A 22,449-nucleotide genomic window follows, 5' to 3' on the forward strand; every position below is an offset into this window, starting at 1 on the left:
CGTATAAGCAAAATCAATGAAAAAAGTATCTTGTAACCGCCACTATTGTCGCATTTTGGTATAGGATAGCGACGAATTTTCCCTCCTTGTTCGGAAATTGATGATGAGTCAACAACACACTACCCAGACATCTGGTCAGGGTCTGCTTGAGCGCGTGTTTAAACTGCGTGAGCACGGCACAACGGCACGCACCGAAGTGATCGCCGGTTTCACCACCTTCCTGACGATGGTCTATATCGTTTTTGTTAACCCACAAATTCTGGGCGTTGCTGGCATGGACACCAGCGCCGTCTTCGTGACCACCTGTCTGATCGCTGCGCTGGGCAGTATCCTGATGGGTGTGTTCGCTAACCTGCCCGTGGCGCTGGCCCCGGCAATGGGTCTGAACGCTTTCTTCGCGTTCGTGGTCGTCCAGGCGATGGGCCTGCCATGGCAGGTCGGCATGGGCGCTATCTTCTGGGGCGCGGTTGGCCTGCTGTTGCTGACCATTTTCCGCGTACGTTACTGGATGATAGCCAATATTCCGGTGAGCCTGCGCGTGGGCATTACCAGCGGTATTGGTCTGTTTATCGGCATGATGGGTCTGAAAAACGCAGGCGTTATCGTGGCTAACCCGGACACGCTGGTGAGCATCGGTCACCTGACCTCGCACAACGTGCTGCTGGGCGTGCTGGGCTTCTTTATCATCGCTATCCTGGCCTCGCGCAATATTCATGCGGCCGTGCTGGTTTCCATCGTGGTCACCACGCTGCTGGGCTGGATGCTGGGCGATGTGCAGTACAAAGGGATTGTCTCCGCGCCACCGAGCGTGTCTACCGTCATTGGGCACGTCGATCTGGCAGGCTCCCTGAACCTGGGTCTGGCGGGCGTGATTTTCTCCTTCATGCTGGTTAACCTGTTTGACTCCTCCGGTACGCTGATTGGCGTGACCGACAAAGCCGGCCTGGCGGATGAGAATGGGAAATTCCCGCGCATGAAGCAGGCGCTGTTTGTTGACAGTGTCTCCTCTGTCACCGGCGCGTTTATCGGTACATCGTCTGTTACCGCTTACATTGAATCCTCTTCAGGTGTCTCTGTGGGTGGCCGTACCGGTCTGACGGCGGTTGTGGTGGGTATCCTGTTCCTGCTGGTGATCTTCCTGTCGCCGCTGGCGGGCATGGTGCCTCCGTATGCAGCAGCCGGCGCGCTGATCTACGTGGGGGTGTTAATGACCTCCAGCCTGTCGCGCGTGAAGTGGGATGATTTAACCGAAGCGGTGCCTGCGTTTATTACCGCGGTGATGATGCCGTTCAGCTTCTCGATCACCGAAGGTATCGCGCTGGGCTTTATCTCCTACTGCGTCATGAAGATTGGTACCGGTCGCTTCCGCGACCTCAGCCCGTGCGTCATCATTGTGGCGCTGCTGTTTGTGCTGAAGATTGTTTTTATTGATGCCAAATAAACAGAAAGCCCTTTTCGTTGAAAAGGGCTTTTGTGTTTGCGCCCTCTTCCTGTGGGAGAGGGCCAGAGTGAGGGTGTCAGGCTACGTTTAAGCTTTCACTCGCTTAATATAATCACCAAACGCGGTCAGTTGGCCAGAAAGATGGTCACGCGTACTTTGATCCACCACTTCACCCGTCTGCGGGTCGACCTTGTTCTGAATCACGCCCCCCATAAATTCCGGTTTGTTCATTACCATCGCATCCAGGAAGACCAGGATCTGACGCAGATGGTACTGGCAGCGTGCCCCGCCAATCGCGCCCATAGAGCTGGTCTGGATCAGCACCGGTTTACCCGACAGCGGCTGCTCCGGGAGACGGGATAACCAGTCAATGGCGTTCTTCAGGCCACCCGGGACGGAGTAGTTATATTCAGGCGTAACAATGACCACGCCGTCTGCCTGGCGGATCTGCTCTGCAAGCGCTTCTACGCTCTGTGGAAACCCTTCTTCCTGCTGCACATCCGCGTCGTAAAGCGGAATGTCGCCAATCGATGGCAGGGCGCTAATGTCCATACCTGCCGGTGCCAGCTGAGGCAGCGTGCGGGCAACCATCCCGTTAAATGAACCTTTGCGCAGGCTTCCCAGTAACGTAACAACTTTCAACGTATCAGACATGATTACTCCTGTTTCATCATGATGACCCTGAATGGATCAGCTAAGGGTATATGCTTTTTCTGCCGGTAAACTGGTTAATCTCATCAGGCGCGCGGCGGGTTCGTTGGCTCGCTCGGGCACATCCGGAAGGCTACTCCATCCGTGTTGACTGTCAAATTCCCAGATTTTCAATCGTTCGATGGCGGGGGTCACCGCGATGGACCAAATCAGTACGTCTTCGGCATCGCTGAGCGCCTCAACCAGCGTGGCTTTAGCGGAACGCAGTCGTCCGGAGCCTGGAAGCAATTGCAGCAGGCTGGCGTCGTCTGATGCACAGCCACAGAGCTTTCGAATGCTCTGGCGTAAGGTAATGAGCTGAGCTCTGGCCTCGATGGGATCGTTCTGGTTACGCACCCACAGCTTTTCATTACTGGAAAGCGGGTAGTCATCGTGCGGGTTCGCGCCGTGGAAGCCGCGGGTTGCGTGCTGAAGCTCCATGTCCAGGCCGCAATCCCCTTCAGTGGTGAGCGCGACGCCAATGATATTGCCCGTGTAGGCAATGGAGAAACGCGGCAGCTCCGGGTCGGCAAAGACCGGGCGGCCTTCAGGTTGGGTGAGGATATCCGGCAGTTCACTGGTGCCGTACAGCATGAACATCAGCTCAGCGAGAAGCGCGCGGGATGCCAAAAACCGCGTCCGGCGATGCTCCGGCAGTTTACGTGCTTCCTGGTGACACGCGGATGAAATTCTGGCCGATACGAGATGTCCCTCTGTCAGTATCCCTCTTGCAAAGTGCGTTGCCATTTTTCGCTCCTTGATAATGGTCGTATTCGGTTAAACGGTTACATGATTATCGCTTAACTTGCCTTCTGTTTTAATCAGTAAATGGGAGTAAGAGAAGCCTGAGGACCCAACTTTACATTTTCTTAGGCAAAAATAAGCGCTGGAGCGGCATATAGCGCTTTGATTGTCTCACGGAGCCAGAGGATTTTCGGATTATGGCTGTTTCGTTTATGCCAGATCAGCGTGAAAGGAACGGTCAGTTTTTCAGCCTGGGCTTCATCAATGGGAATGGGCAGGGCGATCAGCTTACGCTGGTGGAGTTGATTATAGTGATGGCAGTAGTGTGGCGCCGTGGCGATGTAGTTATGGCCGGGCTGCGCCGCCATAAACATCGACTGTTCGAAACCGGGCAGGCTCATGGCGATATTACGCTCACGTCCCATCTCTCTGAGCACCTCATCAAGCGCCCAGGTGTCGCTGCGCTCCCAGAAGATGCTGATATGCGGATAGCGCAGGAAAGTCTCCAGGTTCCACTCTTCCTGAAGAGCCGGATGATCTTCGCGCAAATAGACGCAGGGACGGTCGCTGAACAAAATTTCGTAGTCGATAAACCACGGCATGAGCTTCAACAGCTCGCGGGAGCGCGGATGTGTTTCACGGCCCGTGAAGCCAAGATCGACTTCTCCGCGCGTAATGGCATCCACCGAGTCGTAATCCCAGTGGCGCATCTTTACCGTGGCCTGTGGATAGCGCTGATTGACCTGCTCGAGCAGGGCATTAAAACGGATCAGCATCAGAGGCGTTTCCGCGGCCAGCACGAACGTCAGCCCGCCCGGGGAGTCATGATGGAATTTATCGAGGATCTGATTGCCAATCTGCATCCAGTCGGCCAGATCCTGCTCCAGACTCATCGTCAGCGGTGTCGGCAGCAGGCCTAACGGTGTTTTCACAAACAGCGGATCGTCAAACCAGTCGCGCAGTTTCGCCAGCGATTTACTTACCGCGGACGGGGTCACGTTCATCCGTTTCGCGGCTTTGGTTACGCTGCGCTCCTGCAGCAAAAGCTGCAGGCACAACAACAGGTTAAGATCGAGACTGCTGATTGGCTTCTTCATAATGGGCCGCGGGCTGGATGACCATAAGTAAGGTAATGCAGAGCATGCTACAACCAATCAGAATCCCGATCAGCATATTGAGCGCATTAAGGCCGATGGCCGCCGCCAGCCATATCCACAGCGACGAACCGCAGACCTGCGCAATACCCAGTACCGAGCTTGCCACACCCGCGCGCAGCGAGAACGGGCCAAGTGCCTGACTCATCGCCACGCCAAAGCCGACGGAGAAGCCGGCGCAAATCAGCGTAATCCCTACCAGCATCAGCGCATGTGTGCTGGTGGTCGCCAGAATCCCCCCCGCAGCGAGGAACAGCACCTGAGAGGTTAGCATGAGCGTGCGCTGACGGAAGATATTCAGTGCGAACGGCGTCGAGAACGAGACGGCCATACTGACCATCGCGGTAAGTGCCATCACGGTGGAATACTCACCGCGATCAAACCCCATGGTCTCCATCAGCAACACCGGGGAAACGTTTACATACGTCAGGATCACTGCCACGCTCAGTGTGGTAATGGCCAGGCGACTCAGGAAAAAGCGGTTTAGCAGCGTCTCGGCCGGATGAAGGGTTGCCGTATGGCCTGCGTTTTGCGAGCCTGGATGGGTCTCTTTCAGCACCGTGATCGAGAGGATAAAGACCAGCGCGCCCATGGCCGCCATCGTCCAGAACAGGCTCTGCCATGGGAATTTCAGCATGATCAGATAGCCCACCACCGGCGCCATCACCGGAATGATGCAGGTAATACCGTTGAGCATGGAAAGCACTTTGGCACGGCGCTGGGCGCTTAAGGTATCGCGCAGGATGGCGAAGGCCACCACATAACAGCCACCGGCACCTATCCCCTGGATAAAGCGTCCTGTCAGGAACAGGGTGCTGTCCTGGGCCAGGGAGCAGAGCATTGACGCCAGCGCGAAGATGATGGCACAGGTAATGGCCACGGGCTGACGACCCGCTTTATCCGCGATTTTCCCGGCAAATACCATCGATGATGCCATCCCGGCGAGATAGGCCGAAAACGCAATATGCAGCTGCGCCTCGCTGGCACCCAGATCGCGGGCAATGTGCGGCAGCCCCACCAGATACATATCAATACCCGATGGATAGAGCAGAACCAGCGCAAAACTACAAAACAGAAAACGAGCCATAAACCCCCCATAGATGCAGGCAAGCAGAATAGGGGGATAAAAGGGATTAGGCGAGTTGCCATTTGGACAAAGGTGATTTCCCGGGAGGAAATCACCCTTAATCAGCGGTAATTACTTGCCGATACAGAAGCTCGAGAAAATCCGTCCCAGCAGATCGTCCGAGGTAAATTCGCCGGTTATCTCACTCAGATTTTGCTGCGCCAGACGCAGCTCTTCCGCCAGCAGTTCACCCGCCCATGCGCCAAGCAGCTGCGCTTTCCCCTGATCGAGGTGGCGTGCCGCGTCTTCCAGCGCCTGAAGGTGACGACGGCGCGCAAGGAAGCCGCCTTCCATACTGGTATCAAAGCCCATGCTCTGTTTGAGATGGTTGCGCAGGTCGTCAACGCCTTCACCGGTACGGGCCGACAGGCGAATAAGTGAGTGGCCATTCACTTCACTGATACCCAGCGTTTCGCCGGTCACATCCGCTTTGTTACGCACCACGGTGATCGGCAGTTTTGCCGGCAGGCGGGCAATAAAGTCGGGCCAGATGTCCGCCGGATCAACGGCATCGGTCGTGGTACCGTCCACCATAAACAGCACGCGGTCAGCCTGCTCAATCTCTTGCCAGGCACGTTCGATACCGATGCGCTCTACTTCGTCACTGGCGTCGCGAAGACCTGCCGTGTCGATGATGTGCAGCGGCATACCGTCGATATGAATATGCTCACGCAGCACGTCACGGGTGGTACCGGCGATGTCGGTGACGATCGCCGCTTCACGGCCCGCCAGGGCGTTGAGCAGGCTCGATTTACCGGCGTTAGGGCGGCCCGCAATCACGACCTTCATCCCCTCGCGCAGCAGGCTACCCTGACGTGCTTCGGCACGCACCGCGTCGAGATCGGCCATCACGCTATTGAGCTGAGCTTCAATTTTACCGTCAGAGAGGAAGTCGATCTCCTCATCCGGGAAATCGATAGCCGCTTCGACATAGATGCGCAGGTGAGTAAGTGCTTCCACAAGATGATTCACGCGCGCCGAGAACGCGCCCTGAAGCGAGTTCAGTGCGGAGCGGGCTGCCTGCTCGGAGCTGGCGTCGATCAGGTCAGCAATTGCTTCTGCCTGTGCGAGGTCGAGCTTGTCGTTCAGGAAGGCACGCTCGGAGAACTCACCTGGCTTTGCAATGCGCATGCCCGGCAGCGTCAGAATGCGTTTTAACAGCAGGTCGAGGATGACCGGGCCACCGTGGCCCTGCAGCTCCAGCACGTCTTCTCCGGTAAAGGAGTTCGGACCCGGGAACCACAGCGCAATGCCCTGGTCCAGCGGCGTGCCGTCAGTGTCTTTAAACGGCAGATAATCAGCGTAGCGCGGCTTTGGCAGTTTACCCAGCACCGCTTCGGCGACCTCGCGGGCCTTCAGGCCGGAGATACGCAGAATGCCTACACCACCGCGTCCCGGTGGGGTTGCCTGGGCGACGATAGTGTCGTTATGGCTCATGGTTGGTCTCGTTCAATACAAATAAAAAAGGCGGTCAATCGACCGCCCTTATTTTAGCGTTAACTTACCGAATCAGGACTTTTTCTTTTCGCGGCTATGCAGGCCACGTTTTTCCAGACCACGGTAAATCAGCTGCTGCTGGATAATGGTCACCAAGTTGCTGACGATATAGTACAGCACCAGACCTGACGGGAACCACAGGAAGAACACGGTGAAGATGACCGGCATAAAGGTCATGATCTTCTGCTGCATCGGGTCGGTCACGGTGGTCGGCGACATCTTCTGGATGAAGAACATCGTTACGCCCATCAGGATCGGCAGGATGTAGTACGGGTCCTGTGCAGACAGGTCATGGATCCACAGGGCGAACGGCGCGTGGCGCAGCTCAACGGAACCCATCAGCATGTAGTACAGTGCAAGGAAGATTGGCATCTGAATCAGCAGCGGGAAGCAACCACCCAGTGGGTTCACTTTCTCTGCTTTATACAGGGCCATCATCTCCTGGCTCTGACGCTGTTTGTCATCGCCCAGACGCTCACGCATTGCCTGAATCTTCGGCTGCAGCATACGCATCTTCGCCATGGAGGTGTACTGCGCTTTAGTCAGCGGGTACATGATGCCACGTACGATGAAGGTGATAACGATGATGGAGAAGCCCCAGTTACCCAGGAAGCTGTGGATGAACTTCAGCAGCTTAAACAGCGGCTGAGAGATGAACCACAACCAGCCGTAGTCCACGGTCAGATCCAGGTGCGGCGCAACGGCAGCCATTTTGTCCTGGATTTCTGGACCGACCCACAGGGTGCTTGCCAGCTTACCGGTTTGACCCGGCTGTACCAGAACCGGCTGAGATTTGTAGCCAATGGCTGCAAGACCGTTACCCAGGTTCGCGGTATAGAAGTTGTTAGTACCGTCGTTCGTTGGCACCCACGCAGTGGCGAAATACTGCTGCAGCATTGCCACCCAACCGCCTTTAGCGCTGACGTTCAGGTTTTCGTTATCGGCAATGGTGTCGAATTTGTATTTCTCGTACTTCGCATCAGGCGTGGAGTACGCCGCGCCACGGAAGGTATGCAGTGCAAAGTTGCTGCTTCCGGTGTCACGGTGAGACGGCAGATTGATGGACTGCTTCAGCTGACCAAAGGTCGACAGTTCCAGCGGTTTCGCACCGGTGTTCTGAACGCTGTAGCCCACGTTCACCGCATATTCACCGCGTTTCAGGGTGAAGGTTTTGGTGAAGGTGTTGCCCGCGGCGTCGGTGTAGGTCATCGGGATAGCGATTTCGTTCTGACCATCAGCCAGTACGAAGGTCTCTTTCTCGACGTTGTACAGTGGACGCGCACCGTTAGCCGGGTTATCCGGGCCATCACGACCGGTCAGGCCGCTCTGAGCCTGGTAGATAAACTCAGGCGTGGTTTCCAGTAACTGGAACGGTTCGTTAGACTTCAGCTCTTTTGGGTAGGTCAACAGCAGCGCCTGCTCAACATCACCACCACGGGTGTTGATAGTCAGCTCAAGCACATCGGTCTTAACCGTAATCTGTTTCCCCTGGCCACTGGCCGGTACGCCCTGGTCGGCGGCGCTACCCGCTGCGGTGGTCGTAGTCTGCGTGGTCTGCTGCTGGGGTTGAGGATTTTTATCCTGCTCCCATGCCTGCCAGATCATGAAAGACACGAACAACAAAGCGATGATAAGAAGATTGCGTTGCGAATCCATCGTTAGTGTTCTCTGGTATCAAAGGGTCCTGGCGGGACGGGATCGTCTCCACCTGGGTGTAAAGGGTGGCATTTTAATACGCGTTTCACCGTCAACCAACTGCCTTTTATCACTCCAAACCTGCGCAATGCCTCAATTCCGTAGCTTGAGCATGTTGGCGTGAAACGGCAGTGCGGCCCGAGTAGTGGACTAATCAGGCGTTGATAGACCCGAATGAGGGCTATCAGGACCCGCGAGCCAGGCGACAATGGCGGCGCCATAATTTTTCCAACGCTTCCGAGAGAGCACGGTTATCGAGGTCGGCAACCCCTTTTTTAGCCACCACCACGAAATCCATTGAAGGCAGTTCGTGCTGACGTAAACGGAAGCTTTCACGCGTCAGACGTTTAATCCGATTGCGTTCATGCGCACGCTTAACGTTTTTCTTGGCGACAGTAAGACCGATGCGGGGATGCCCCAGCGAATTCAGGCGGCCGAGGATGGTGATTTGCGGCGTGCCAGCCCGTTGTGGCTGCTGGAAGACGAAAGTGAAATGAGTGGGAGTTAACAAACGTAACTCCCTGGGAAATGCTAGCTTAACCACTCAGGGGTTAGCTTTATTACTTGGAAACGGTCAGACGAGCGCGGCCTTTAGCACGACGACGTGCCAGAACCTGACGACCATTTTTAGTAGCCATACGAGCACGGAAGCCGTGAGAACGGTTGCGCTTCAGTACAGACGGTTGAAAAGTGCGTTTCATGGCGATTTCTACCTAAACTTGAATAAATTCACTGACTTTTGCGTATACCCGAACGAGTTTCGAACGACTAACGCCTCAGCGTGGGTGATTAAAGAGGCCGGATTGTAATAATTGTACACTCCGGAGTCAATTCTCTTTCCTTATTTCCCGCGTATTTCCGCACGTTTTCGCGTGGAAAATGAGCAACGGACGACGCAGGAAGATGAGCACCACGCGCCGGGTCGAGGATTATACGGCCTCCCAAACAAAGCGCAAGGATCGTCCCGGATCTTCGTTAGATCATTTAAGCAAGAAATTGTCTGTGCTCATTAATTTTTCCAATATGCGGGCTAAATCGTAGGGTACTCGCCCCAGGATCGTTTACACTTACCCGGTTTCCGATCTTCCTGTGGATAAATCGGGAAGAATCTGTGAGAAACAGAAGATCTCTGGCTCAGTTTAGGCTATGATCCGCGGTCCCGATCGGGATCCAGCGATCCTGGCCGGGTATAACCGCAGATAGCGGTTCGCACATCACCCTTTTGCACAGGGTCATGTCGATGTGCGCCAACAATCATGAATATTCAATAGTTTTCTTTTATTGTTCGAGTGGAGTCCGCCGTGTCACTTTCGCTTTGGCAGCAGTGTCTTGCCCGATTGCAGGATGAGTTACCAGCCACAGAATTCAGTATGTGGATCCGCCCCTTGCAGGCGGAACTGAGCGATAACACGCTGGCTTTGTATGCGCCAAACCGTTTTGTGCTCGATTGGGTAAGGGATAAATACCTTAATAACATCAATGGACTGCTGAATGATTTCTGCGGATCCGATGCGCCACAGCTACGCTTTGAAGTGGGAACAAAACCGGTCACGCAGACCGTGCGTGAAACGGTAAATGTGGCAATACCTGCTCAGGCAGCCCCCGCTCCGGCACCGCGCGCCCTTCCGGCGACCCGTTCGGGCTGGGACAACGTGCCTGCTCCGGCAGAGCAAACCTACCGTTCTAACGTCAATGTTAAACACACGTTCGATAACTTCGTTGAAGGTAAATCGAACCAGCTGGCGCGCGCGGCGGCACGCCAGGTTGCAGATAACCCCGGTGGTGCCTACAACCCGCTGTTCCTTTATGGCGGCACGGGTTTGGGTAAAACGCACCTTCTGCATGCGGTAGGCAACGGCATTATGGCGCGTAAGCCAAATGCGAAAGTGGTGTATATGCACTCCGAGCGCTTCGTTCAGGACATGGTAAAAGCCCTGCAAAACAATGCGATCGAAGAGTTTAAACGCTACTACCGTTCTGTTGACGCACTGCTTATCGATGACATCCAGTTCTTTGCCAACAAAGAACGATCCCAGGAAGAGTTTTTCCACACCTTTAATGCGCTGCTGGAAGGTAATCAGCAGATCATTTTGACGTCGGATCGTTATCCAAAAGAGATCAACGGCGTTGAAGATCGTCTGAAATCCCGTTTTGGCTGGGGCCTGACCGTGGCGATCGAGCCACCGGAACTGGAAACCCGCGTCGCGATCCTGATGAAGAAAGCCGATGAAAACGACATTCGCCTGCCGGGTGAAGTGGCGTTCTTTATTGCCAAGCGTCTGCGCTCCAACGTCCGTGAACTTGAAGGGGCACTGAACCGCGTGATTGCCAATGCCAACTTCACCGGCCGTGCGATCACCATCGATTTTGTGCGTGAAGCGCTGCGCGATTTGCTGGCACTGCAGGAAAAATTGGTCACTATCGACAATATTCAAAAGACGGTGGCCGAGTACTACAAAATCAAAGTGGCAGATTTGCTGTCTAAACGTCGTTCCCGCTCGGTGGCGCGTCCGCGTCAGATGGCGATGGCGCTGGCAAAGGAGTTAACCAACCACAGTCTGCCGGAGATCGGCGATGCGTTTGGTGGCCGTGACCATACGACCGTGCTGCACGCTTGTCGTAAGATTGAGCAGTTACGCGAAGAAAGCCACGACATAAAAGAAGATTTTTCCAATTTAATCAGAACATTATCATCGTGACGCTATGAAATTTACCGTTGAACGTGAACATTTATTAAAACCGCTGCAACAGGTGAGTGGCCCATTAGGTGGCCGCCCAACGCTGCCAATTCTCGGAAACCTGCTACTTCAGGTCGCGGACGGTACGCTGTCGCTGACCGGCACAGATCTGGAAATGGAAATGATCGCGCGCGTTACGCTGTCTCAGCCGCATGAAGCGGGCGCGACCACTGTTCCGGCACGTAAATTCTTTGATATCTGCCGCGGGCTGCCGGAAGGCGCTGAAATTGCCGTGCAGCTGGAAGGCGACCGTATGCTGGTGCGCTCTGGCCGTAGCCGTTTCTCGCTCTCCACGCTGCCAGCCGCGGACTTCCCGAACCTGGACGACTGGCAGAGTGAAGTTGAATTCACCCTGCCGCAGGCAACGATGAAGCGTCTGATTGAAGCCACGCAGTTCTCAATGGCGCATCAGGACGTTCGTTACTACTTAAACGGCATGCTGTTCGAAACCGAAGGTGAAGAGCTGCGTACCGTGGCTACCGACGGTCACCGACTGGCAGTCTGTTCCATGCCCATTGGCGACTCGCTGCCAAACCATTCGGTGATCGTACCGCGTAAAGGGGTGATTGAGCTGATGCGTATGCTCGACGGTGGTGATACGCCACTGCGCGTGCAGATCGGCAGCAATAACATCCGTGCTCACGTGGGTGATTTTGTCTTCACATCAAAGCTGGTTGACGGTCGTTTCCCGGATTATCGCCGCGTATTGCCGAAGAACCCGGACAAAACGCTGGAAGCCGGTTGCGACAGCCTCAAGCAGGCCTTTGCCCGCGCCGCGATTCTCTCTAACGAGAAATTCCGCGGGGTGCGTCTGTATGTGAGCGAAAATCAGATCAAAATCACCGCCAACAACCCGGAGCAGGAAGAGGCAGAAGAGATTCTGGACGTCACCTATGCCGGGACTGAGATGGAAATCGGCTTTAACGTCAGCTATGTGCTGGATGTGTTGAACGCGCTTAAATGCGAGAACGTTCGCATTCTGCTGACCGACTCCGTTTCGAGTGTACAGATTGAAGATGCGGCCAGCCAAAGTGCGGCTTACGTTGTCATGCCGATGAGGCTGTAGTGAACGCTATCGGGCTATCTTACTTGCCTTTTTCAACCCGGGCTGTGCTCGCCCCTGTCTCGTACTTCGTGTACGCGCCAGGGTCTGCGTGCAGTCCGCGTTGAAACGGGCTGAGCCGATTACGCCCTGGCCCGAAGAAATCCAGATATGTCACTGACGCGCCTTTTAATTAAAGATTTCCGCAATATCGAAAACGCGGATCTCGCTTTATCCCCTGGCTTTAATTTCCTGGTTGGCGCGAACGGCAGCGGCAAAACCAGCGTGCTTGAGGCCATCTACACGCTCGGCCATGGACGGGCGTTTCGCAGTCTGCAAATTGGCCGCGTCATTCGCCACGAACAGGAAGCCTTTGTTCTGCACGGGCGTTTGCAGGGCGCGGAGCGTGAAACGGCCATCGGTCTGACCAAAGACAAGCAGGGCGACAGCAAGGTTCGTATCGACGGTACTGACGGCCACAAAGTGGCTGAGCTCGCGCTGCTGATGCCAATGCAGCTGATTACGCCGGAGGGGTTTACTTTACTCAATGGCGGCCCCAAATACAGAAGAGCTTTCCTTGACTGGGGATGCTTTCACAACGAAGCCGGTTTCTTTAACGCCTGGAGCAACCTGAAGCGCCTGCTTAAGCAGCGTAACGCTGCACTGCGCCAGGTGACACGCTACGCCCAGCTGCGCCCGTGGGACAAGGAATTAATTCCCCTTGCGGAACAAATCAGCTGCTGGCGTGCCGAATACAGCGCGGGTATCGCCGACGATATGGCCGACACCTGCAAACAGTTTTTACCTGAATTCTCTCTCACCTTCTCCTTCCAGCGCGGCTGGGAGAAAGAGACAGATTATGCCGAAGTGTTAGAGAGAAATTTCGAGCGCGACCGCATGCTGACCTACACCGCACATGGCCCGCACAAGGCGGATTTCCGCATTCGTGCCGACGGTGCGCCGGTGGAAGACACGCTGTCGCGTGGGCAGCTCAAGCTTTTGATGTGTGCGCTGCGCCTGGCGCAGGGAGAGTTTTTGACCCGCGAGAGCGGGCGACGCTGCCTGTACCTGATAGATGATTTTGCCTCGGAACTTGACGACGCGCGGCGCGGGCTGCTTGCCAGCCGCTTAAAAGCCACGCAGTCACAGGTTTTCGTCAGTGCGATTAGCGCTGAACACGTTATAGACATGTCGGACGAAAATTCGAAGATGTTTACCGTGGAAAAGGGTAAAATAACGGATTAACCCAAGTTGAAATGAGCGAGAAACGTTGATGTCGAATTCTTATGACTCCTCCAGTATCAAAGTCCTGAAAGGGCTGGATGCGGTGCGTAAGCGCCCGGGTATGTATATCGGCGACACGGATGACGGCACCGGTCTGCACCACATGGTATTCGAGGTGGTAGATAACGCTATCGACGAAGCGCTCGCGGGTCACTGTAAAGACATCGTGGTCACGATCCATGCGGACAACTCCGTCTCCGTCACCGATGACGGTCGTGGCATCCCAACCGGTATTCACCCGGAAGAGGGCGTATCGGCTGCGGAAGTTATCATGACCGTTCTGCACGCAGGCGGTAAGTTCGATGATAACTCCTATAAAGTTTCCGGCGGTCTGCACGGTGTAGGTGTGTCCGTGGTTAACGCCCTGTCGCAGAAACTGGAGCTGGTTATCCAGCGCGAAGGCAAAATTCACCGTCAGCTGTATACGCACGGCGTGCCGCAGGCACCGCTGGCTGTTACGGGTGACACCGACAAAACCGGTACCATGGTGCGTTTCTGGCCGAGCCTTGAAACGTTCACCAACGTTACCGAGTTCGAATATGAGATTCTGGCGAAACGCCTGCGTGAACTGTCGTTCCTGAACTCCGGTGTCTCGATTCGTCTGCGTGACAAACGCGACAACAGAGAAGACCACTTCCACTACGAAGGCGGTATCCGGGCGTTCGTTGAGTATCTGAACAAGAACAAAACGCCAATTCACCCGAATATCTTCTACTTCTCTACCGAAAAAGACGGTATTGGCGTGGAAGTGGCGCTGCAGTGGAACGATGGTTTCCAGGAAAACATCTACTGCTTCACCAACAACATTCCACAGCGTGACGGCGGTACTCACCTTGCGGGCTTCCGTGCGGCGATGACCCGTACCCTGAATGCCTATATGGACAAAGAAGGCTACAGCAAGAAAGCGAAAGTCAGCGCCACCGGTGACGATGCCCGTGAAGGCCTGATCGCGGTTGTCTCCGTGAAGGTGCCGGATCCGAAGTTCTCCTCTCAGACTAAAGACAAGCTGGTCTCTTCTGAGGTGAAATCGGCGGTTGAACAGCAGATGAACGAACTGCTTAGCGAATACCTGCTGGAAAACCCGTCAGACGCGAAAATCGTGGTTGGCAAAATTATCGATGCGGCACGTGCCCGTGAAGCGGCGCGTAAAGCCCGTGAAATGACCCGTCGTAAAGGCGCGCTGGATTTAGCTGGCCTGCCAGGCAAACTGGCTGACTGCCAGGAACGCGACCCGGCACTGTCCGAACTGTACCTTGTGGAAGGGGACTCCGCGGGCGGTTCTGCGAAGCAGGGCCGTAACCGTAAGAATCAGGCTATCCTGCCGCTGAAGGGTAAAATCCTCAACGTAGAGAAGGCCCGTTTCGACAAGATGCTCTCTTCTCAGGAAGTGGCAACGCTGATCACCGCGCTCGGTTGCGGCATCGGCCGTGACGAGTACAACCCGGACAAACTGCGCTACCACAGCATCATCATCATGACCGATGCGGACGTCGACGGCTCGCACATCCGTACGCTGCTGTTGACCTTCTTCTATCGTCAGATGCCAGAAATTGTTGAACGTGGCCACGTCTACATTGCACAGCCACCGCTGTACAAAGTGAAGAAAGGCAAACAGGAACAGTACATCAAAGACGACGAAGCGATGGATCAGTACCAAATCGCGATCGCGCTTGATGGTGCGACCCTGCATGCGAACTCTCACGCCCCTGCACTGGCCGGTGAGCCGCTGGAGCGTCTGGTGTCCGAGTTTAACGCGGCGCAGAAAATGATTGGTCGTATGGAGCGTCGTTATCCTAAATCGCTGCTGAAGGCGCTGATTTATCAGCCAACCCTGACGGAAGCCGATCTGAGCGATGAAAAGGTTGTTACCCGCTGGGTGAACACCCTGGTAACCGAGCTGAACGAGAAAGAGCAGCACGGCAGCCAGTGGAAGTTTGATGTCCAGCAGAATGCTCAGCAGCAGTTCGAACCGATTGTGCGCGTGCGTACTCACGGCGTAGATACCGATTACCCCCTGGAGCACGAGTTTGTGACCGGTCCGGAATATCGCCGTATCTGTACGCTGGGTGAGAAGCTCCGTGGTCTTATCGAAGACGATGCGTTTATCGAACGTGGTGAACGTCGTCAGCCGGTAGCAAGCTTCGAGCAGGCGCTGGAGTGGCTGGTGAAAGAGTCCCGTCGTGGTCTGTCTATTCAGCGTTATAAAGGTCTGGGTGAAATGAACCCGGATCAGCTGTGGGAAACCACCATGGATCCGGAAAGCCGTCGTATGCTGCGCGTGACCGTTAAAGATGCGATTGCAGCCGATCAGCTGTTCACAACCCTGATGGGCGATGCGGTTGAACCACGTCGAGCCTTTATCGAAGAGAACGCCCTGAAAGCGGCAAATATCGATATCTAAGGGTGGTTACACCGCAAGTCAGAGGCCGCGCGTTCAGCGCGGCTTTTTTGTGTGCGCAGAATTATCAGCATCCAGCTCCAGCGACAGGACTGACGGTAACCGGCTGACCAGCATGTCGACCGCAATCCTGACTCGCAGGGGCAGATGCGGCGTCTGCTGCCAGACCGCGTGAACGTCGAAACGCACATCCGGTGCCTGTTTTAAGAGTGGGATGAGCCTTCCATTCTGCAGCTCTTTGCGCACCATCCAGCAGGGTAACCATGCAATACCATGCCCGGCCAGCGCTGCGTCGCAGATAGCCTGCAGATCGTCCATATTGAGGGATGAACGGGGAATTAGGGTGTGCTGCGTGCCTTCGTGGTCCGCCAGTTCCCACGGTAACACCCTGCCGGCACGCAGGTAGTTAATGGTCTTATGCTGGCGTAAATCGGCAACGGTTTCAGGCTGGCCGTAATTCCTCAGGTACTCCGGCGCGGCGCACAGCACCATTCGGTGTTCCCCCAGGCGTCTGGCGACCAGCATGGTGCTGTCCGGCAGTGCGCCGTTTCGCACCGCCATATCAAACCCTTCCTCGACGATATCCACTACGCGATCGCTGAATGACATTTCCAGCTCAAGGGCAGGATGCTCCTGCGTCAAGGCTATCAGCAGCGGGGCGATGCACTGGCGGCCAAACAGCACCGGCATGGCAACACGCAGACGGCCACTCACCTGATGTTTCCCTGTTTCCAGCAGCGACTCCGCGCCACGGATTTCCTGGAGTGCTCGCAGGCAACGTTCATAAAAAAGGGCACCGTTATCGGTCAGGCTTTGGCTACGCGTTGTGCGCTGAAACAGGCGTACCCCCAGCCGCGCTTCAAGGCGAGCAATGCTTTTCCCTACCGCCGAGCGCGACAAATGCAAACGCACCGCGGCCTGAGCAAAACTGCCTGCCTCTACGGCGGCGACAAAAACGGGAATATCCTTCAGCGTATCGGTCATGGATTGTTGCTCTTCAGGAATCAATAGTGGGAAAAGGTATCGCCACTGGCGACCATGAGTCAACGTTAGACTGTCAGTACTGAAGTGCATTTGATAACAGGAGAAAAAGATGACAGAGATGATGCAACGCTGGTCAATGGACGCCCTTGGGCGTGAAAACCTCAGACTCACTCAGGCGCCTGTTCCCCAGCCGGGCCCGGGTGAAGTGCGCGTGCGGGTGAACGCTGTTGCGCTCAACTATCGCGATAAAATGGTCATTGAAGGCAACATGCCGATCGCGCTCACCTTCCCGTTTACTCCGGCATCTGACATGGCAGGCGTGGTGGACAGTACGGGTGAAGGCGTTACCCGCTTTAAACCCGGTGCTCGTGTCATCTCCACCTTCTCTCCGGAGTGGATAGACGGTAAACCGAAAGGCGACGCCCGCAATTTGCCCTACCAGACGCTGGGCGGTTACTTTCAGGGGATGCTGTCTGAATACGTGATCATGCGTGAAAACTGGCTGGTGGCCGCCCCGGAAACGCTGGATGACGCAGAGGCCAGCACCTTACCCTGCGCGGGGCTTACCGCATGGTTTGCACTGGTGGAGCGCGGACAGTTACGTGCCGGACAGTCGGTGCTGGTGCAAGGCACAGGCGGTGTCGCAATCTTCGCGTTGCAAATCGCCAAAGCACACGGTGCAGAAGTTTTTGTGACGTCGGGAAGTGATGAAAAACTGGCGCTGGCTAAAACGCTCGGTGCCGATCGGGGCATCAACCGGCTTAAAGGGAACTGGGCTGACGAGATTTACGCGCTGACGCAGGATCGCGGTATCGACCATATTATTGAAACCGTTGGCGGGGAGAACCTGATACATTCCCTGCGGGCCGTTGCCGTTCACGGGCGCATATCCGTCATTGGCGTGTTGGCCGGGAGTGAAATCTCGCTGCCTGCCAGCGAACTCTTGCTGAAATCACCGGTGATTCAGGGGATTGGTGTCGGACACCGCCGTGCGCTGGAAGATTTTGTCCGCGCCGTCGATGTCACGGGGCTGAAACCGGTGATTGAACACCGCTACCGTTTTAACCAGCTTGAAGAGGCGCTTGTACACCTCGACCGCGGTGCTTTTGGCAAAATAGTCCTCACCCGCGAGTAAGCCGTTATCCCCGGGACAGGCGTAAAAGGGGGCTTTTGTTGCGCAATGTAGCTCTATTTTTGTGGGCTTAATCGCGTTAGCATGAGGCAGCACTCATTTATCCCGGGGACCCTATGGCTATCAAACTTATTGCTATCGACATGGACGGCACGCTGTTGCTGCCAGACCACACTATTTCTCCAGCCGTTAAAAACGCGATTGCCGCTGCGCGCGCAAAAGGCGTGAATGTGGTACTGACCACCGGTCGTCCGTATGCGGGCGTGCACAGCTACCTGAAAGAGCTGCACATGAATCAGCCGGGCGATTACTGCATTACCTATAACGGTGCGCTGGTACAGAAGGCGGCGGATGGCAGCACGGTGGCGCAAACCGCGCTGAACTATGACGATTACCTGTTCCTGGAAAAACTGTCCCGCGAGGTCGGTTCCCATTTCCACGCGCTCGATCGCAATACGCTCTATACCGCTAACCGTGATATCAGCTATTACACCGTACATGAATCCTATGTCGCGACGATCCCACTGGTGTTCTGCGAAGCTGAGAAAATGGATCCGAGCACCCAGTTCCTGAAAGTGATGATGATTGATGAGCCTGACATCCTGGATAAAGCGATAGCGCGCATTCCGGCTGAGGTAAAAGAGAAATACACCGTGCTGAAAAGTGCGCCGTACTTCCTCGAAATCCTGGATAAACGCGTTAATAAAGGCACAGGTGTGAAATCGCTGGCAGATACGCTGGGCATCAAACCGGACGAGATCATGGCGCTGGGCGATCAGGAAAACGACATTGCGATGATTGAATATGCGGGCATGGGTGTGGCAATGGACAATGCGATCCCGTCGGTGAAAGACGTGGCCAATTTCGTGACCAAATCTAACCTCGAAGACGGCGTTGCCTACGCGATCGAGAAATTTGTCCTGCAGTAACAGCGTTTCACGCTCATCAGCCTCGGTTATCAACCGGGGTTTTTTTTGCGCTGAATTTATCGAATTGTTCTTTTTGTGATCTTGATTGTAGTACAACATTAACTGATTGTACTACATTACAACCACGGTAATGATGAAAGGCGTCACGTTTGTACTGCAAAAGTGAGGCGAAATTCAGCGGTCGAGGTAAAGTAGTCCTGAACATACAGAGCATAAGGACTCTCCATGACTCTCAATAAAACCGATCGCATCGTCATCACGCTGGGCACCCAGATCGTGGGTGGAAAGTACGTTCCCGGTTCACCGCTGCCTGCTGAGGCAGAGCTGTGTGAGGAGTTTGAAACCTCGCGCAACATCATTCGGGAAGTGTTTCGCTCGCTCATGGCAAAGCGGCTGATTGAAATGAAGCGCTACCGCGGCGCCTTTGTCGCCCCGCGTAATCAGTGGAACTACCTCGACACCGATGTCCTGCAGTGGGTGCTGGAAAACGACTACGACCCAAGGCTGATTGGCGCGATGAGTGAGGTACGAAACCTGGTAGAGCCGGCCATCGCCCGTTGGGCTGCGGAACGTGCAACGTCAGGAGACCTGGCTCAGATTGAGTCCGCCCTGAACGACATGATTGCCAATAACCAGAACCGGGATGCGTTCAACGAAGCGGACATCCGCTATCACGAAGCGGTGCTGCAGTCGGTCCATAACCCGGTATTACAGCAGCTTAGCGTTGCCATCAGCTCGCTACAGCGCGCGGTATTTGAACGAACCTGGATGGGCGATGAGGCCAACATGCCAAAAACGCTCCAGGAACATAAAGCGCTGTTCGATGCTATCCGGCATCAGGACGGCGATGCGGCAGAGCAGGCGGCACTCACGATGATCGCCAGCTCGACACGAAGGTTGAAGGAAATCACATGACATCTCGCTACATCGCTATTGACTGGGGATCGACCAATCTGCGCGCCTGGCTGTATCAGGGCGAGCAGTGCCTGGAAAGCAGGCAATCAGAAGCAGGCGTGACGCGCCTGAACGGTAAATCCCCCGAGGCGGTGTTAGCAGAGGTGACACACAACTGGCGCGAGAGCACCACGCCGGTGGTCATGGCGGGCATGGTGGGCAGTAACGTGGGCTGGAAGGTCGCGCCTTATCTGCCCGTACCTGCCGCGTTCGCTGCCATTGGCGAGCAGTTAACGTCCGTTGGTGACAATATCTGGATTATTCCAGGATTATGCGTTTCCCGGAACGATAACCACAATGTGATGCGCGGCGAAGAGACCCAGCTCCTTGGCGCGCGCATGCTCTCTCCTTCTTCTGTCTACGTCATGCCCGGCACGCACTGTAAATGGGTGCAGGCCGACGCTGAGCACATCCACGATTTTCGCACCGTGATGACCGGTGAGCTGCACCACTTGCTGCTGACGCACTCGCTGGTGGGCGCGGGGTTGCCGGAGCAGGACGCTTCGCCCGAGGCCTTTGCCGCCGGGCTGGAGCGGGGTATCGCCAGCCCTGCCGTTTTGCCGCAACTTTTTGAAGTTCGCGCTTCGCATGTACTGGGCACGCTTCCCCGTACGCAGGTCAGCGAATTTTTATCGGGCCTGTTGATTGGCGCGGAAGTCGCCAGCCTGAGCGAGCAGTTCGCCGGGCAACAGACCATCACCCTCGTCGCGGGTTCATCGCTGACCTCTCGCTACCGCCAGGCGTTCAATGCCATCGGGCGGGACGTGGCGGCGGTAGAGGGCGACACGGCATTTCAGGCAGGAATAAGGAGCATCGCTCATGCAGTGGCAAACTAATCTTCCCCTCATCGCTATCCTGCGCGGCGTCACGCCCGACGAGGTATTAGCGCACGTAGGTGCGGCGATCGACGCCGGTTTTGACGCCGTGGAAATACCGCTTAATTCCCCAGAGTGGGAAAAGAGCATCCCGGCGGTCGTGGACGCGTTTGGTGATAAGGCGCTGATTGGCGCTGGCACCGTTCTGCAACCGGAGCAGGTGGATCAGCTTGCGCAGATGGGCTGCAGGCTGATTGTGACGCCGAATATTCACCCTGAGGTGATCCGCCGCGCAGTGGGCTACGGCATGACCGTCTGTCCGGGATGCGCAACGGCAACAGAAGCGTTCGCGGCTCTCGATGCGGGCGCGCAGTCGCTCAAAATTTTCCCGTCATCGGCTTTTGGTCCGGCCTATATCAGCGCGCTGAAAGCGGTATTGCCCGCCAGCGTACCGGTCTTTGCCGTGGGGGGCGTGACGCCAGAAAACCTGGCGCAGTGGATCAACGCAGGTTGTGTCGGGGCGGGTCTGGGCAGCGATCTTTATCGCGCCGGGCAATCCGTCGAACGTACCGCACAGCAGGCGGCCGCATTTGTGAAAGCGTATCGAGAGGCAGTGAAATGAAAATAACCAAACTCACCACGTACCGTTTACCGCCGCGTTGGCTGTTCCTGAAAATCGAAACCGATGAAGGCGTGGTCGGCTGGGGCGAACCGGTCATTGAAGGGCGTGCGCGTACCGTGGAAGCGGCGGTGCATGAGCTGGGCGAGTACCTGACAGGACAAGATCCTGCCCGCATCAACGACCTGTGGCAGGTGATGTACCGCGCGGGTTTCTACCGGGGTGGACCGGTTCTGATGAGCGCCATCGCCGGTATCGACCAGGCGTTATGGGATATCAAAGGCAAAGTGCTGAATGCGCCGGTCTGGCAGCTGATGGGCGGCCTGGTGCGCGACAAAATCAAAGCCTACAGCTGGGTAGGCGGCGACCGTCCCGCGGAAGTGATCGACGGTATCAGGCAGTTGCGCAATATTGGTTTTGACACCTTTAAACTGAACGGCTGCGAAGAGATGGGCGTCATCGACAACTCACGGGCGGTAGACCGCGCGGTAAATACCGTGGCGCAGATCCGTGAAGCGTTCGGCAACGAGATTGAGTTTGGCCTGGACTTCCACGGTCGTGTCAGCGCGCCGATGGCCAAAGTGCTGATTAAAGAGCTGGAGCCGTACCGTCCGCTGTTTATCGAAGAGCCGGTGTTGGCCGAGCAGGCGGAGTACTACCCGAAACTGGCCGCACAGACGCATATCCCGATTGCCGCCGGTGAGCGCATGTTCTCGCGCTTCGAGTTCAAACGCGTGCTGGAAGCTGGCGGCCTGGCGATATTGCAGCCGGATCTGTCGCATGCCGGCGGCATCACGGAATGCTACAAAATCGCCGGGATGGCGGAAGCCTACGACGTGGCGCTGGCACCGCATTGTCCGCTGGGGCCGATCGCACTGGCAGCCTGTCTGCACGTCGACTTTGTCTCGCGCAACGCGGTGTTCCAGGAACAGAGCATGGGCATTCACTATAACAAGGGCGCGGAACTGCTCGACTTTGTGAAAAACAAAGATGATTTCAGCATGGAAGGCGGTTTCTTTAAACCGTTAACGAAGCCGGGCCTTGGCGTGGATATCGACGAAGCCAAAGTCATTGAGCTGAGTAAAAACGCGCCGGACTGGCGTAACCCGTTATGGCGTCATGAAGATGGCTCTGTCGCTGAGTGGTAATTCAGCCTAAGCACATCGCCACTAAAAAGTAATTTCAACAATAACAAACACACCCTCTG

General features: G+C 55.8%; 21 protein-coding genes. 11 read left to right on the forward strand and 10 right to left on the reverse strand.

Annotated elements, in window-relative coordinates:
- Positions 1–103 precede the first annotated feature (103 nt).
- A complete protein-coding gene (locus BH714_RS15160; protein WP_138614807.1) occupies positions 104–1,441 on the forward strand; it encodes an NCS2 family permease in 1,338 nt (445 codons plus the stop codon).
- Positions 1,442–1,528: 87 nt separating this feature from the next.
- Here the strand turns inward: BH714_RS15160 and BH714_RS15165 are convergent, their stop codons facing one another.
- From BH714_RS15165 to rpmH, 9 genes are all read right to left on the reverse strand, one after another.
- Positions 1,529–2,095: an NADPH-dependent FMN reductase gene (locus BH714_RS15165; RefSeq protein WP_020882759.1), complete on the reverse strand. Its 567-nt coding sequence runs from the start codon at positions 2,093–2,095 to the stop codon at positions 1,529–1,531.
- 36 nt (positions 2,096–2,131) lie between these two features.
- Complete coding sequence (locus BH714_RS15170; RefSeq protein ID WP_014172296.1) at positions 2,132–2,878, reverse strand: 4'-phosphopantetheinyl transferase family protein; 747 nt, start codon at positions 2,876–2,878, stop codon at positions 2,132–2,134.
- 122 nt (positions 2,879–3,000) lie between these two features.
- Complete coding sequence (gene yidZ, locus BH714_RS15175; protein ID WP_040018322.1) at positions 3,001–3,972, reverse strand: HTH-type transcriptional regulator YidZ; 972 nt, start codon at positions 3,970–3,972, stop codon at positions 3,001–3,003.
- Positions 3,941–5,116: an MFS transporter gene (locus BH714_RS15180; RefSeq protein WP_040018323.1), complete on the reverse strand. Its 1,176-nt coding sequence runs from the start codon at positions 5,114–5,116 to the stop codon at positions 3,941–3,943. The genes yidZ and BH714_RS15180 overlap by 32 nt, the downstream gene beginning before the upstream one ends.
- Before the next feature lie 111 nt (positions 5,117–5,227).
- Positions 5,228–6,592: a tRNA uridine-5-carboxymethylaminomethyl(34) synthesis GTPase MnmE gene (gene mnmE / locus BH714_RS15185; RefSeq protein WP_040018324.1), complete on the reverse strand. Its 1,365-nt coding sequence runs from the start codon at positions 6,590–6,592 to the stop codon at positions 5,228–5,230.
- A gap of 72 nt (positions 6,593–6,664) precedes the next feature.
- Positions 6,665–8,308: a membrane protein insertase YidC gene (yidC, locus tag BH714_RS15190; RefSeq protein WP_014172300.1), complete on the reverse strand. Its 1,644-nt coding sequence runs from the start codon at positions 8,306–8,308 to the stop codon at positions 6,665–6,667.
- 2 nt (positions 8,309–8,310) lie between these two features.
- On the reverse strand, positions 8,311–8,568 hold the full coding sequence (yidD, locus tag BH714_RS23720) for a membrane protein insertion efficiency factor YidD (protein ID WP_001307474.1): 258 nt from the start codon (positions 8,566–8,568) through the stop codon (positions 8,311–8,313).
- Entirely contained in the window at positions 8,532–8,891 is a 360-nt protein-coding gene (gene rnpA / locus BH714_RS15195) for a ribonuclease P protein component (protein WP_014172301.1), read from the reverse strand. The genes yidD and rnpA overlap by 37 nt, the downstream gene beginning before the upstream one ends.
- A gap of 16 nt (positions 8,892–8,907) precedes the next feature.
- Positions 8,908–9,048 (reverse strand): 50S ribosomal protein L34, encoded by a 141-nt coding sequence (gene rpmH, locus BH714_RS15200; RefSeq protein ID WP_000831330.1) that lies wholly within the window; start codon positions 9,046–9,048, stop codon positions 8,908–8,910.
- Positions 9,049–9,648: 600 nt separating this feature from the next.
- On the opposite strand from rpmH, the gene dnaA reads away from it, so the two are divergent.
- The 4 genes from dnaA (at position 9,649) to gyrB (ending at position 15,812) form a co-directional block, all read left to right on the forward strand.
- Positions 9,649–11,046: a chromosomal replication initiator protein DnaA gene (dnaA, locus tag BH714_RS15205; RefSeq protein ID WP_020882755.1), complete on the forward strand. Its 1,398-nt coding sequence runs from the start codon at positions 9,649–9,651 to the stop codon at positions 11,044–11,046.
- A gap of 4 nt (positions 11,047–11,050) precedes the next feature.
- The gene (gene dnaN / locus BH714_RS15210) at positions 11,051–12,151 is read left to right on the forward strand and encodes a DNA polymerase III subunit beta (RefSeq protein ID WP_014167956.1); all 1,101 of its coding nucleotides are present in this window, start codon (positions 11,051–11,053) and stop codon (positions 12,149–12,151) included.
- Positions 12,152–12,298: 147 nt separating this feature from the next.
- Positions 12,299–13,372: a DNA replication/repair protein RecF gene (gene recF / locus BH714_RS15215; protein WP_032679285.1), complete on the forward strand. Its 1,074-nt coding sequence runs from the start codon at positions 12,299–12,301 to the stop codon at positions 13,370–13,372.
- A 28-nt stretch (positions 13,373–13,400) separates the two neighbouring features.
- Positions 13,401–15,812 (forward strand): DNA topoisomerase (ATP-hydrolyzing) subunit B, encoded by a 2,412-nt coding sequence (gyrB, locus tag BH714_RS15220; protein WP_040018326.1) that lies wholly within the window; start codon positions 13,401–13,403, stop codon positions 15,810–15,812.
- 33 nt (positions 15,813–15,845) lie between these two features.
- On the opposite strand, the gene BH714_RS15225 is transcribed toward gyrB, so the two are convergent.
- Positions 15,846–16,793: a LysR family transcriptional regulator gene (locus tag BH714_RS15225; RefSeq protein WP_040018327.1), complete on the reverse strand. Its 948-nt coding sequence runs from the start codon at positions 16,791–16,793 to the stop codon at positions 15,846–15,848.
- Positions 16,794–16,902: 109 nt separating this feature from the next.
- Between BH714_RS15225 and BH714_RS15230 the strand changes: the two genes are divergently transcribed.
- From BH714_RS15230 to dgoD, 6 genes are all read left to right on the forward strand, one after another.
- Positions 16,903–17,928 carry a zinc-dependent alcohol dehydrogenase family protein gene (locus BH714_RS15230; RefSeq protein WP_040018328.1) on the forward strand — a complete coding sequence of 342 codons (1,026 nt, stop codon included), beginning with the start codon at positions 16,903–16,905 and terminating at the stop codon, positions 17,926–17,928.
- Between the two features lie 113 nt (positions 17,929–18,041).
- Entirely contained in the window at positions 18,042–18,854 is an 813-nt protein-coding gene (gene yidA / locus BH714_RS15235; protein ID WP_032679289.1) for a sugar-phosphatase, read from the forward strand.
- A gap of 225 nt (positions 18,855–19,079) precedes the next feature.
- Complete coding sequence (gene dgoR, locus BH714_RS15240) at positions 19,080–19,769, forward strand: D-galactonate utilization transcriptional regulator DgoR (RefSeq protein WP_006177594.1); 690 nt, start codon at positions 19,080–19,082, stop codon at positions 19,767–19,769.
- On the forward strand, positions 19,766–20,644 hold the full coding sequence (locus tag BH714_RS15245; protein ID WP_040018330.1) for a 2-dehydro-3-deoxygalactonokinase: 879 nt from the start codon (positions 19,766–19,768) through the stop codon (positions 20,642–20,644). The genes dgoR and BH714_RS15245 overlap by 4 nt, the downstream gene beginning before the upstream one ends.
- Positions 20,628–21,245 carry a 2-dehydro-3-deoxy-6-phosphogalactonate aldolase gene (locus tag BH714_RS15250; protein WP_014167963.1) on the forward strand — a complete coding sequence of 206 codons (618 nt, stop codon included), beginning with the start codon at positions 20,628–20,630 and terminating at the stop codon, positions 21,243–21,245. Before BH714_RS15245 ends, BH714_RS15250 begins: the two co-directional genes overlap by 17 nt.
- Positions 21,242–22,390, forward strand: coding sequence for a galactonate dehydratase (gene dgoD / locus BH714_RS15255; RefSeq protein WP_032680044.1), 1,149 nt, complete (start codon positions 21,242–21,244; stop codon positions 22,388–22,390). The genes BH714_RS15250 and dgoD overlap by 4 nt, the downstream gene beginning before the upstream one ends.
- Positions 22,391–22,449: the final 59 nt, after the last annotated feature.

The sequence above is a fragment of the Enterobacter ludwigii genome (assembly GCF_001750725.1).
Classification (GTDB): domain Bacteria; phylum Pseudomonadota; class Gammaproteobacteria; order Enterobacterales; family Enterobacteriaceae; genus Enterobacter; species Enterobacter ludwigii.